This is a genomic window from Flavobacterium sp. AC274, from assembly GCF_979258275.1.
Window position 1 is genome coordinate 4,181,765 of sequence record NZ_OZ409852.1, and the last position, 12,666, is coordinate 4,194,430.

At 34.1% G+C, this 12,666-nt stretch carries 15 protein-coding genes; 14 read left to right on the plus strand and 1 reads right to left on the minus strand.

Features of this window, described 5'->3' with window-relative positions; genetic code table 11:
- Positions 1–48: 48 nt before the first annotated feature.
- From ACZZZT_RS18905 to ACZZZT_RS18925, 5 genes are all read left to right on the plus strand, one after another.
- Positions 49–759, plus strand: a complete 711-nt coding sequence (locus ACZZZT_RS18905; protein ID WP_463461542.1) for a hypothetical protein — start codon at positions 49–51, stop codon at positions 757–759.
- 34 nt (positions 760–793) lie between these two features.
- Complete coding sequence (locus ACZZZT_RS18910) at positions 794–1,261, plus strand: hypothetical protein (protein WP_463461543.1); 468 nt, start codon at positions 794–796, stop codon at positions 1,259–1,261.
- A 51-nt stretch (positions 1,262–1,312) separates the two neighbouring features.
- Entirely contained in the window at positions 1,313–2,338 is a 1,026-nt protein-coding gene (locus ACZZZT_RS18915; protein ID WP_463461544.1) for a saccharopine dehydrogenase family protein, read from the plus strand.
- 6 nt (positions 2,339–2,344) lie between these two features.
- Positions 2,345–2,932 carry a hypothetical protein gene (locus tag ACZZZT_RS18920; protein ID WP_463461545.1) on the plus strand — a complete coding sequence of 196 codons (588 nt, stop codon included), beginning with the start codon at positions 2,345–2,347 and terminating at the stop codon, positions 2,930–2,932.
- A 74-nt stretch (positions 2,933–3,006) separates the two neighbouring features.
- Positions 3,007–3,444, plus strand: a complete 438-nt coding sequence (locus ACZZZT_RS18925; protein ID WP_463461546.1) for an acyl-CoA thioesterase — start codon at positions 3,007–3,009, stop codon at positions 3,442–3,444.
- 232 nt (positions 3,445–3,676) lie between these two features.
- On the opposite strand, the gene ACZZZT_RS18930 is transcribed toward ACZZZT_RS18925, so the two are convergent.
- Complete coding sequence (locus ACZZZT_RS18930) at positions 3,677–6,670, minus strand: LamG-like jellyroll fold domain-containing protein (protein WP_463461547.1); 2,994 nt, start codon at positions 6,668–6,670, stop codon at positions 3,677–3,679.
- Positions 6,671–6,904: 234 nt separating this feature from the next.
- Here ACZZZT_RS18930 and ACZZZT_RS18935 point away from each other — a divergent pair, with 234 nt between their 5' ends.
- The 9 genes from ACZZZT_RS18935 (at position 6,905) to ACZZZT_RS18975 (ending at position 12,656) form a co-directional block, all read left to right on the plus strand.
- Entirely contained in the window at positions 6,905–7,240 is a 336-nt protein-coding gene (locus tag ACZZZT_RS18935; protein ID WP_463461548.1) for a hypothetical protein, read from the plus strand.
- A complete protein-coding gene (locus ACZZZT_RS18940; protein ID WP_463462467.1) occupies positions 7,237–7,563 on the plus strand; it encodes a mechanosensitive ion channel domain-containing protein in 327 nt (108 codons plus the stop codon). The genes ACZZZT_RS18935 and ACZZZT_RS18940 overlap by 4 nt, the downstream gene beginning before the upstream one ends.
- Positions 7,554–7,766 carry a hypothetical protein gene (locus ACZZZT_RS18945; protein ID WP_463461549.1) on the plus strand — a complete coding sequence of 71 codons (213 nt, stop codon included), beginning with the start codon at positions 7,554–7,556 and terminating at the stop codon, positions 7,764–7,766. The genes ACZZZT_RS18940 and ACZZZT_RS18945 overlap by 10 nt, the downstream gene beginning before the upstream one ends.
- Positions 7,767–7,769: 3 nt before the next feature.
- Positions 7,770–8,612 (plus strand): maleylpyruvate isomerase N-terminal domain-containing protein, encoded by an 843-nt coding sequence (locus ACZZZT_RS18950; protein WP_463461550.1) that lies wholly within the window; start codon positions 7,770–7,772, stop codon positions 8,610–8,612.
- A gap of 273 nt (positions 8,613–8,885) precedes the next feature.
- Positions 8,886–9,878 carry an alpha/beta fold hydrolase gene (locus tag ACZZZT_RS18955; protein WP_463461551.1) on the plus strand — a complete coding sequence of 331 codons (993 nt, stop codon included), beginning with the start codon at positions 8,886–8,888 and terminating at the stop codon, positions 9,876–9,878.
- Positions 9,879–10,016: 138 nt separating this feature from the next.
- A complete protein-coding gene (locus ACZZZT_RS18960; RefSeq protein ID WP_463461552.1) occupies positions 10,017–10,406 on the plus strand; it encodes a DUF1398 domain-containing protein in 390 nt (129 codons plus the stop codon).
- 52 nt (positions 10,407–10,458) lie between these two features.
- Positions 10,459–11,310, plus strand: a complete 852-nt coding sequence (locus ACZZZT_RS18965) for a sulfurtransferase (RefSeq protein ID WP_463461553.1) — start codon at positions 10,459–10,461, stop codon at positions 11,308–11,310.
- 105 nt (positions 11,311–11,415) lie between these two features.
- Entirely contained in the window at positions 11,416–12,216 is an 801-nt protein-coding gene (locus tag ACZZZT_RS18970; RefSeq protein WP_463461554.1) for an ATP-binding cassette domain-containing protein, read from the plus strand.
- Positions 12,213–12,656, plus strand: a complete 444-nt coding sequence (locus tag ACZZZT_RS18975) for an ATP-binding cassette domain-containing protein (protein ID WP_463461555.1) — start codon at positions 12,213–12,215, stop codon at positions 12,654–12,656. The genes ACZZZT_RS18970 and ACZZZT_RS18975 overlap by 4 nt, the downstream gene beginning before the upstream one ends.
- The last annotated feature ends 10 nt before the right edge of the window (positions 12,657–12,666 follow it).

Genomic DNA, 12,666 nt, shown 5'->3' on the forward strand with positions numbered 1-12,666 from the left:
ATACAATTTTAGCTACATTAGCGTTCCATTAACAAAACCAAAAACCTAATGAAAAAGTTACTTGTATTTGCATTTTCTTTTCTAATCTATTCAAATTCATATTGCCAAAAAACCGAATTGAGAGTATCTCTGGATTCAGGACTTTCTTCTTTTACCGGAGAGAGCACAGAATCTTCTTCGTCTATAAATCTTTATAACAACTCAGATTCAGGATATACAAACAATCCTTATGGCTCAAAAAATGTACTTTCTTACGGCGTTTCTGTAAATTTAAAAAGAGTAACAAAAGCTAATCTTATATATGGGATTGGTTTAGGGTACGAAAACATAGGAAGCAAAACTTCGATAAACTCTATATCTGTGTATGATGAAGTAAATAGTTATAACGTTCCTGCTTCCGGGAAAACTATTATGAGCAGCAATACCATAAATGCAAATCCTTTTATAGGATATCGTTTTAATGCATCAAAATTACCAATTGATTTAGTAGCCGGTTTTGATTTCGCCAGCATTTTAAACACTAAAGAATGCGGAGACGCAAATGATGAAGACGGAAATAACTATACAACTTCTATAGACAGAAAAACAATAAGTACCGATTTTCGCCCGAGGATTCAGGTATCAACAGATTATAAAAAATTTGGTGTTTATCTGGGATATTCTTTCGGATTGCTAAATTATATGGAAGGATATGTTGGAGGCACAAATACCGTATATTCTAAAATTTTTAGATTTGGAATAACCTATCAGGTTTTTTAAGAAAATAATTTTACAAACAAGAAAAATAAATATAATGGATCAGGAATTAGAAAGCCAATTTAACGAATTTGAAAAACCTCCTGTCATCAGAAGAAAACTTTTGCCATGGTGGATCAAAACATTTTGCTGGATTTTTATGCTTTTGAGTATTTGTGCTGTAGGCTCGCTAATTGGTAATTTATTTATGTCAAATATTGACTTATCTATTTATGGTTTTTCCAGCAACAATGCGTATACCGGTACGGGGCTTTTTATTATAGCAATTGCAGCATTTAAAGGTTTTGCTGCTTATTCTCTTTGGTTTGAAAAACCAAATGCAATCTCAATTGGTAAGATAGATGCCATTTGCGGAGTTGTAATTTGTATTGCTTCTATGTTTATACTTCCCTTTACAACTGGAGACGGTCATATTCAAATTCGAATCGAAATTTTTCTTCTTATCCCGTATTATCTAAAATTAAATAAGATAGAATATGAATGGGATAATTTAGAAACCATTTAATTTTTCTCCCAAATAAATCAGTCTTTTTAAACAAAATAAATCTTTCTAATAATGGAAAACAGCATTGCAATTTATGGCGCTTACGGACATACCGGAAAATTTATTACAGCCGAACTTCAAAGGCAAGGCTACAAATTAATTCTTTCCGGAAGAGATTATGAAAAGTTATTATATCTACAGCAACAATATCCGGATTCAGCGATAAAAGCGGCAGATATTAGTGATTCAAAATCATTAGACGGAGCATTTTTCGGAACAAAAGTTATTATAAACTGCGCTGGTCCTTTTTTAGACACGGCAGAACCTATCATTCAATCAGCTTTGCGATTAGGAATTCATTATATAGATTTAAGTGCCGAACAAAAAGCTGTTTTAGATGTATTTGAAAAGTTTTCGGAAAAAGCAAAATCAAGCGAAATTTCAGTAATTCCTGCCGTTGCTTTTTACGGCGGATTGGCTGATTTATTAAGCACCACCATAACTAAGGATTGGGACACAATTGACGAGATAAATGTTTACATTGGCCTGGATTCCTGGCATCCTACAAAAGGAACAAGATTAACAGGAGATAGAAATCATTACACAAGATTAACCTTAAAGGACAGCCGTTTACAGGAACTCCAGCCGAGTGCTCCAATACAATGGGATTTTAAAAATCCAATCGGAATTAAAGATGTGGTGGCTTTGCCTCTTTCAGAAATTATTACAATCTCGCGTCATTTAAAAGTAAATTCCATTAATACTTTTCTAAGTCAAAACTCATTAGATGATCTTCGAAATGCAGAAACTCCGGAACCAAAACCGACCGACGAAAAGAACAGATCATCTCAGCTTTTTTGTTTGGAAGTTGTTGCAACAAAAAACAACACAAAAAGAACTATTTTGGCACAAGGCCAAGATATATATGCCGTTACAGCACCATTGGTTGTTGAAACTGTAAACAGAATACTATCAGGAAAATTGAAGAAAACCGGTGTAACAACAATTGGTGAAGTATTTGACGCCTCTGATTTTTTACAATCATTAAATGAAGATGACATAACAATTTCAGTCATTGAAGAATCAAAATTAAAATAATTTATAATGCCCAAGTTTATATTTCCGTTTGTCTTTCTTTTTTCAGTAATGCTTTCTGCCCAAAATAATTTCACCAAAGAAATTAAAAAAGTAAAAGGTGATTTAAACAAAGATGGTTTAATTGATTACGCTCAGGTTTTACAAGATACTATAAGTGAAACCGCACCATACAAACTCGAAATTTATTTCGCAGAAACCAATGGTACTTTCAAAAAAATAATTTCTACAATTAAAGCAATAGATCCGCAATTTCCAGAAGGGAGAAACGGTTATTACAACGGAAATTCTTTTTATGAAATCACCATTATAAAAGGAATTTTAAGCATTCATAATGAACTTATCCGTGGAAATTTTGAACACAAATTCAGATATCAAAATGGAAATTTTGAGTTAATTGGTTTCTCCCAAGTGTATTCTGACGGGCAGGGAACAATGGGAATGATTGATTTTAATCTTTCCACGGGAATCAGAATAAAAACAACAGAACCTTACGGCGAAGACGATTTTCCGAAAACAAAAAACCAAACGAAAATGATGATTCGGCCGTTGCCAAAACTACAGGATTTTACGCCTTTTAAAACAGAGTATTTTTAAGATTTAACTTTTCAAAAAAGTTGCCATTCCTTTTTTATTTGTAATTTCGATTTTCATAAAATTATAAATAAAAAATGGCTTCATTTATCAAACAAATATCTTTTCGCTGGTCAGATCTTGACCCTAATTTTCACGTTCGTCACAGTGCTTATTACGATTTTGGCGCACAGCATCGTATCGAAATTTTAGAAGAATTAGGCTTAACATTAAGAGTAATGCAAACACAGGGTTTTGGTCCTGTTTTATTTAGAGAAGAATGTGTTTTTAGAAAAGAATTAAAACTTTCAGACAAAATATTCATTCATACCAAAACATCAAAAATGAAAGCCGATGCTTCGCGCTGGTCTATCATTCACGAATTTAGAAAAGAAGACGATACACTTTGTGCCGTAATTACCGTAGACGGCGCCTGGATGGATACGAAATTGCGTAAATTAGCTTCTCCAACGCCGGAAATTGCTATCGAAGCTTTAAGTATTTTCCCGAAAAGTGATGATTTTGTTGGACTTTAAAATTAAAATCTGATTTTTATAAATTACAAAACCGTTACAAATCAATGTAACGGTTTTTTTTATTAAAAATCTTTGACTATAATTTATTTAAACACATAGAAACATAGATTTTAAAAACCTAAAAAGGCGTTTTACTTATCTAAACAAACATAGCTGACTATGTGTGAGAAACTCGTTTCTTTTTGTATTCTTTTTTGACAATACAAACCTATGTTTCTATGCGTTTAGAAAGTTATTCTGCCACAATTTTAAAAGTTCTGTTTAAATCCTCCGAAGAAATATTCAAAACATACATTCCTGCTATCTTTTTATTGCCGATATTCAAAATAAAAACTCCGTTTCCATCAGAAGTAATTTTTTCTTTCAGAATAATTTTCCCTGTCATATCGCTCAAAGTTGCCGTTGCATAAGACGATGCATGATCCGGAATATTAATAAAAATTTGGTCTTTCACGGGATTTGGATATACAATTCCTTCATTTTTATGCTGTCTAAATTTTTCGGTACTTAAAAATTCCTGATTAAATAATCCCAATACTTCAGTAGCGTTTAAAGGATAATTAAATATCTGAAGTTCATCAAATTGTCCGTTGTAAGGTGCAGGCGCAGTTCCTGATGCGAGTTCTAATTCTCCGATATTTCCAATTATTAAATCCGTTTCTTCAGAAATTCCGGTTACGGCAGTTTCATCCAATTCAGCAGAAAATACGCCATTGGTATAAATTCTCATTTTATGAGCAAGAACATCTCTCATAATAACAACATTTACCCAATCATCTGTAAAATATTTGGCGGCGGCTGTTGTTACTTCTTTTTTCGTTTTATCATCATCAATCGCAAAACGCAAGAGTCCGCCCTTTATTTCTATATTATACCTTCTGCCGGTTGCTCCTGTTGTTGTGTTTTTGGTAAACGAACCTTTACACAAAACATAAATACTCGTGGTTGAAGAACCTGGCAATAAAGCCGGAGCCGCTTTCATCCAAAATGAAATCGTAAACGAACTTTTATCAAACAACAAATGATCCTGATTTGGAATCTTCACCATAATTTTATCATTTGCCGATGTTGCAAAATCAATAGCATTATTTGCTTTTCCGGGTACTCTTACATTGGCATTATCAAAAGCAATATCCAAAGTACCATGATTGGTATAAGATGTAATATCCGTAATTTGTTCTCCCTGAGAAACAGTTTCTTTAAACGGCCAATGACCAACAAGACTTGGTGTAAGTGCACGGAAACTCCACACATCTCCCGTTGTTGTTCCTTTATCATTTACGGCATCGATTCTCCAATAATAATTTACTGCGAAATTTAAACCCGTAACCTGATAAGATGGATTTGCATTATAAGCGACATCTCCTAATTTGGTTAAGTTTAAAGAATCTGTGCCAAAATATACAGCATAGTTTACTGTATTTGAACTCCCGCTCCATTTCAAAGTTAAGTTACCGCCCGACAATTCAGCATTAATAAATCCCGAAGCAGGGCTTGGAGTCTCTGCCTTAGTTGGCGCTAACGGAATTGGCGGTGTAGTTAAAGATGTAGTTTCATAAACTGATGATTCAGTACTGTTAGTTGCTTTAACACGATAATAATAGGTAGTATTTGGCACTAAACCCGTATCATTATAACTTGTAATATTAGCGTCTAGTGTAGTAATTACTGTAAAATCCGTACCATTTATTGAGCGCTCCACAACATAATTATCTTCATTTGTGGTTCCATCAATCCAGTTAACCGTTAAAGAACTGGCAATCGGAATTTCTGTCGATACTACATTGGTAAAATTTATATTTGATGGCGGAATAATAAAAGATAGCGGTGTTTCATTCGTTAATCCGTTAATGTAAACTTCAATATTCAGGTAAGGCGCCTGCGATGTACTAACCAATAAAGCATCAGCAAGGTTTTTATTCAATCCATTTGCATCTTCCCAGGCATCCGGCATTCCGTCATTGTCAGTATCCAAAGGAGCCGGAGCGCCGTAAACATGACCTGCGCCGCCGTTAATAAATCCAAATTGGGTCGTCAAATCTGTTTGAACATAAACATAAGTCGCCGTTGTTCCTTTCGACATCAAATCAGAAATCATTAAATCATCAACCTGATCACGTCTTGGATAAGAAGCCCCAACATCTGAAACTATTTTATTATAAGCATCCTGAGCACTTAAAGCAGTGTTCTTCATTGGATAATCATAGGGAGTTGATAATATCGTAGAAATATCTCCTGTAGGATATCCGGTTAAATCTGCGGGAACCAAAGTTCCGTTTAAAACCCCATCTTTATTGTTATCAAAGTAATTTCCGGATCCGTATAAGGAGAAATTATTGTTTCCGCGGTTAAAAGGTGTCGAAAGTGAATTGCTTGTATTTGGTCCGCCAATAAAGTAATTGTTGATAATGTTTACATCAGAACTTCCTGCAGAATCTCCTCCCATAATATAAGCATCACCAGATTCTGTATGTCCGTATGTATTACCGTAATTTCCCCAATTGTAAACCACATTGTTTACAAACTCATTAATTCCCTTAATTTTATTGTTACGTGTTTTATTGCAGATATATAAATTTCCAATCAAACTTATTTTTCCGCCCGAAGGTTGTATCAATCCTCCCGCCGAATGATTATGACGATGCAATCCCTGACCAATAATAGAATTCTGAATCGTAATATTATCGGGACTCACTCCTTTACTATCCCAGTTGATAGAAAAAACTTCATCTGTTCCCCAAGTAAAAGTCATGTGATCAAAAATCATATTGGCACCATTTGCAAGTCCGGATGCATCCTGATTTTGGGCAGTTCCGCCATACCGAATTCTAAGGTATCTGGCAATCGTATTATTGGCTCCTGTAAAAGTTACTCTTGGTCCTAAAAACACAATTCCTTCTCCTGTTGCAGTTTGTCCCGCAATCGTCGTATTACTTGCCACAACAATCTGAGTTTGCAAGTTTACAATACCCCCAACCTTAAAAATCACAAATCGTCCTTCCTGACTAACGGCATCTCGAAACGAACCCGGACCGCTGTCGTTTAAATTGGTTACCAAATAAATTTGAGGATTTGCAGCCCCTCTTGCCCCTGTTGTAAATCGCCCAAAACCAGTCGCTTCAGGAAAAGCTAATGTCTGAGCCTGCAGATTAACAAAACTGTTAATAAATCCGTAGATCATAAATAATTTAAGCAAAAACTTAAATGGTTGGTTACTTTTTTTCATAAATTTTGGTTATATGTTAGCATAACTAATTTACTTATAAGCTCAAAAGAGACCATCCTGTCCTATCCTGCTTTATCCTATTAGTTATCAATTAATTATAATTTCAAAATCAGCAAAAAATATTTTTTTCAGCAAGAGTCTTGTAATACTTTTTACAACAATTACGCTGATAGCTGGAAAACTTCGTAAATTAGCTTTTCTAACTTTTTAGGATTTTTACAAAACTCAAAGCGCATGATCGATTTTACAAAAGACTTTAGAATTGGCTTTTTCATTGCGATAATAGCTCTTACAACCATTGTTTTGGGTGCTGTAACAGATAAAGTACTTCGCTATTTTTTGTATCGAAAACAAAGCAATAAAGAATATGATGCGACTGGTTTTAAGTTTTTAAAACACTTAATTATTACCGTAATTTATATTCTGGGATTTGCTTTTGCTTTAATTCAAATTCCTGAATTTAAAATCATTGGGCATTCTTTTCTGGCCGGAGCGGGAATGATTTCCCTGGTCGCAGGTCTTGCTTCCCAACAAGCTTTAAGTAATATTGTAAGCGGTATTTTTTGGTGATTTTCAAACCTTTTCGAATTAACGATAAAATCACCATCAACAATTTTGTGGGTACGGTTGAAGATATAAACCTGAGACAAGTTGTTTTAAAAGATGCCGAAAACAACCGGATCATTATTCCCAATTCCGTCATTAGCAATCAGATTATTGTAAACACGAATATGCACGATACAAAATGCTGTAAAATCATCGAAATTGGTATTGGTTACGAATCAGATATTGACAAAGCGTTGGAAATCATGAAAGATGAAATTGCAAAACATCCTCTTTTTATCGATACCAGAACGGCCGAAAAAAGAAACAAAAAACACCTTTGGTTGTAGCACGCGTTGTTGCTCTTGCAGATTCGAGCGTGACCTTAAAAGCATGGGCCTGGGCCAAAAATTCTACAGATGGTTTTGTGATGTATTGCGATTTATTGCAAAGTATTAAAAAACGTTTTGATGAATCTGATATTAATATTCCGTATCCGCAACAGGTTGTAACACTTAAAAATAACGACATAAAAACATCAAAAGCGAATTAGTTTATGAAATCTTCTGAAATTGTTCCGATAAAAACCTTACCTCTTTTTTCTATTCTTGATGATTTGTTAATTCAACTTTTAAAATCATTAACCGAAGATGAATGGAATGCCAGAACTGTGGCAAAAAAATGGATAGTAAAAGATATTGCTTCACATTTACTTGACGGAAACCTGAGAGGTTTATCTTTTTCAAGAGATCATTATTTTGGAGAAAAACCCGAAAATATTAATTCATACCGTGATCTGGTCGACTTTTTAAATCAGCTCAATATGACCTGGACAAACGCTACAAAACGACTTAGCCCGAATGTTATAATTGAATTATTAGAAAGTACCGGGAAACAATATTCAGCTCATTTAAAAACATTAGATCCTTTTGAAGATGCTATTTTTTCAGTCGATTGGGCTGGCGAAGAAACATCTTTAAACTGGTTTCATATTGCCCGGGAATACACCGAAAAATTCCTGCATCAACAACAAATTCGAAATGCTGTTGGCAAACAGGCACTTTTTACCAAAGAATTATTCTATCCGTTTATCAGCACTTTCATGTATGCTTTACCCCACACTTATCGAGATGTTTCGGCACAAAAAGGCACAATTGTAACTTTGATTGTAAAGACTGAAATTGGAGGTGAATGGAGCATAATTAAAAAAGAAAAACAATGGGAATTTATTGAATCCTTTGAAGAAAAGCCAACTGCAATTATTAAAATAAATCCTGATGATGCCTGGCTATTGTTCTCAAAAGGAATAACCCCGGAAGATGCAAAACAAAAAGTAGAAATTATTGGTGATCAAAAATTGGGCGAAGTTGCCTTAAATATTATTGCAGTTATGGCCTAGCGTCTGGATATAAAGTATAAAAAGCAAACACAAATTGCACGAATTGTCACTAATTTTAGTTTGTGAATTATTTTCACAAACTAAGCAAACTATTAGAATTTGTGCAAATTCGTGCAATTTGTGTTTAAAATTGATTTATAATAATTGTGTCCAGATGGTCGATTATGGTATAATGCAAAACTGTTATTTTCTGATAACTTTAAGATTTTAAGTTTTGCTTTTAAAATGGTAAACTTTAATTTTATAGTTAAAGCAAACCAACACTAAACTGAAATGAAAAATCTGAAATTTATAATTCTTCTCCTTCCTTTTCTCTGTTTTTCGCAGAAAGAAAATATAAAAGCACTTGACATTAATTTAACCAATTACGAATATCCTTTTCCTGTTCAGTTTTTAGAATTGAGCAATCAGCGCCAGCTTTTAAAAATGGCGTATATGGATATTAAACCCGATAATTACAACAACAAAAATATCGTTTTACTACACGGAAAAAATTTCAACGGAGCTTATTGGGAAACGACCATAAAAGCCCTGACAAAAGAAGGTTTTCGTGTTATTGTTCCAGATCAGATTGGTTTTGGAAAATCAACAAAACCCGAAAATTACCAGTATAGTTTTCAGCAATTTGCCCAAAACACCAAGAAATTATTAGATCATTTGGGAATTAAAAAAACAACTATTCTAGGGCATTCGATGGGCGGAATGCTAGCCACAAGATTTACCTTGATGTATCCTGAAACAGCTGAAAAATTAGTATTGGAAAACCCGATCGGTTTAGAAGACTGGAAACTTGTTGTTCCCTATCAAACCATAGATTCATGGTACGAAAGCGAATTAAAACAAAATTACGAAGCCATAAAAAAGTACCAAATGGCGAATTATTATGATGGAAAATGGAATGCAGATTTCCAGAAATGGGCAGAACTTAGCGCGGGCTGGACATCGGCACCAAATTACGACCGGGTGGCGTGGAATTCGGCATTGATGTACGATATGATTTTTACACAGCCTGTTGTTTACGAATTTAAAAACATCAAAAGTCCTACTTTATTAATCATCGGAACAAGAGATAAAACCGCAATCGGAAAACAATTTGTATCTGAAGAAGTTAGAAAAACAATGGGAAATTATGCCGAATTAGGTAAAAAAACGCAAAAGACAATTCCGAATTCAAAATTAATAGAAGTTCCAAATACAGGGCATTTACCACATATTGAATCTTTCGATCAATTTATAAAACCATTAATTGTATTTTTGAAACAATAATTTTATTTTTTTTCGCCACGAATTCACGAATTATTTTTAATTAATTTATGAATAAAATTCGTGAATTGCTTCGCCTGTTCGCTATCGCTCGGGTCGTGGCAGAAAAACTCCACTTACTAATCTAAAAACTAAAATATCATGTTTACAATCGAACAAATAAAAGAAGCACATGCCAAGGTAAAAAGCGGAGCCGATTTTCCAAACTATATACAAGACTTAATTATTTTAGGTGTTTTAGGCTACGATACATTCGTAAATGATGGTCATGTTGAATATTACGGCGTTAATAATTACAATGTTAGTGCTGACGAAAAATATACTGAAATTAAGGTTGAAGCTGTTGCTAATAAAGAACGTTTTATCGAATTTTTGGTAATGCACCAGAACGGTCAAACAGATTATCTTACTTTTTGTAATCACGCAGCACAATGCGGAATCGCAAAATGGAGAGTGGATATTATCGCCATGACCTGTACTTATTTTGATAAGGCTGAATATGAAATATTGATCGAAAAAATCCCTGATTAATAAACAACGGTAATTTTTATTTGAGCAATACCAGAAAACAAACCCATACCAAATGAAACTTTCTCCCATTATAAATCCCGAAGAACTTTTAAATCTAAAAGATTCATCCGAAATTGTTTTAATTGATGCACGAGCCGGCGCAAATGCCGAAGAAAATTATAGAAACGAACATTTAAAAGGTGCTCGCTATATCGATTTGAATAAAGATTTGGCAGCTGTAGAAAAAAATCCTGCAAATGGCGGAAGACATCCTTTGCCATCATTAGAAAAATTTGCAGAAGTACTTTCAAAACTCGGAATTTCACCCCAAAGTCACATTATTATTTACGATGACAAAAACGGATCGAATGCTGCCGCAAGATTTTGGTGGATGTTAAAATCAATCGGACATCAAAAAGTTCAGGTTTTGAATGGTGGTTTGCAGGCTGCAATAAAAGCTAGTTATAAGACAAGTCCTGAAATTGAAAATATTGAACCAACCTACAACTATCCCATCACAAAATGGAGTTTAGCCGTTGCCGATATTGAAGACGTCGAAAAAGCCCGAAATAACAGTCAAAATATCGTAATTGACGTAAGAGATAAAAATCGTTTTGATGGCTTAACAGAACCGTTAGATTTAATCGCCGGACATATTCCAGGCGCAATTAATGTTCCGTTTAGTGAAAATTTAAACGAAGATGGTTTTTATAAATCACCTGAAGTTTTGGCTGAAAAATATACTGAAATTTTAGGCGATATAAACCCAGAAAATGTAATTGTACATTGCGGTTCAGGAGTTACTGCATGCCATACTTTATTAGCAATGGATTATGCGGGAATTGAAATTCCAAAACTTTACGTGGGATCATGGAGCGAATGGTCGAGAAACGATCGCGACATGTTTACACAAGAAAGAACATAAACAGTGAAGTAAAATTCATAATTATTTGCCACAGATTAAAGGATTAAAATGATTTTAAAATCTGCGCTGATCTTTTAATCTGTGGCAAAAAAATAAATAACAAAAATGCAGCATTGGGATATACTTTTATCAAATCTGGTAAATAAAAAAGCTTTCATAGAAACCATACTTTCTGGCGAAGCAAAAGGAGAATTAGCCGTTTTTAACAATCAAAAAGGAATTTTGTTTTCTGATATTGCAATTGAAAAATTCATCGAAAAAGAATACCAATACGATTCTGTTGAAGCTTCTCCGGAATCACACAGACAACTACGCACTTTTTCTTCTGGAGAGCGCAAGAAAGAGTTTTTAAAATATTGCATCAATCAAAAACCTGATTTCATTATTTTCGACAATCCGTTTGATCATTTAGATCAGGCTTCGCGGGTAATTTTGGCAGAATCATTAAAAGATTTATCCAATATTATTGCTATTATTCAAATTGTAAATCGTGTTACAGACGTATTAAATTTTGTTCCCAATAAAGCCCAGATTAAAGACAATACATTTGAACTGCATCCCATTTCAAAAACCGAAAGCCACTTTAAAACCTTAAATACAGCTGCAATTCCAAAAGCCATAGAAACGCATTCCTTCCACGAAAGTGTATTAATAAAACTAGAAAATGTTTCTGTAAGTTATGACGAACGAAAAATCGTCGACAACATTTCCTGGACCATAAAACAAGGTGAATTTTGGCAATTAATCGGTCCAAATGGTTCCGGAAAAAGCACTATTTTATCTTTAATAACAGGCGATAATCCAAAAGGTTTTGGTCAGGATTTATTTTTATTTGGAAGAAAAAAGGAAGCGGCGAAAGCGTTTGGGATATCAAAAAGCAAATCGGAATCTTCGCCACTTCAATGACAGATTTGTTTCAAAAAAGTCACACTTTAGAAGAAATGATTCTCTCCGGATTTTTCGATTCTATCGGGCTTTACATTGAACCAACCACACATCAAAAACAAATTGTTGCGCAATGGCTTGAAGTAATTGAAATGACACATTTAAGAAAAAAACGTTTCATCGATCTTTCCATCGGCCAGCAAAGAGTTGCGTTAATTGTTCGCGCCGTTTTAAAACATCCGCCATTATTAATTCTCGACGAACCGGTAGAAGGTCTGGACGATGAAAATGTAGATTTAGTAATTCAGCTTATCAACACTATAAAACAAGAAACAAACGTGAGTATTTTATACGTTTCACATCGTATAGAACAAGGCCTCGCTCCTACTTCTGTTTTTGAACTTATTCCTACTCCGACAGGATCAATCGGAAAAATAAAATACCATTCAGAATTGAATTAAAAACACGTAA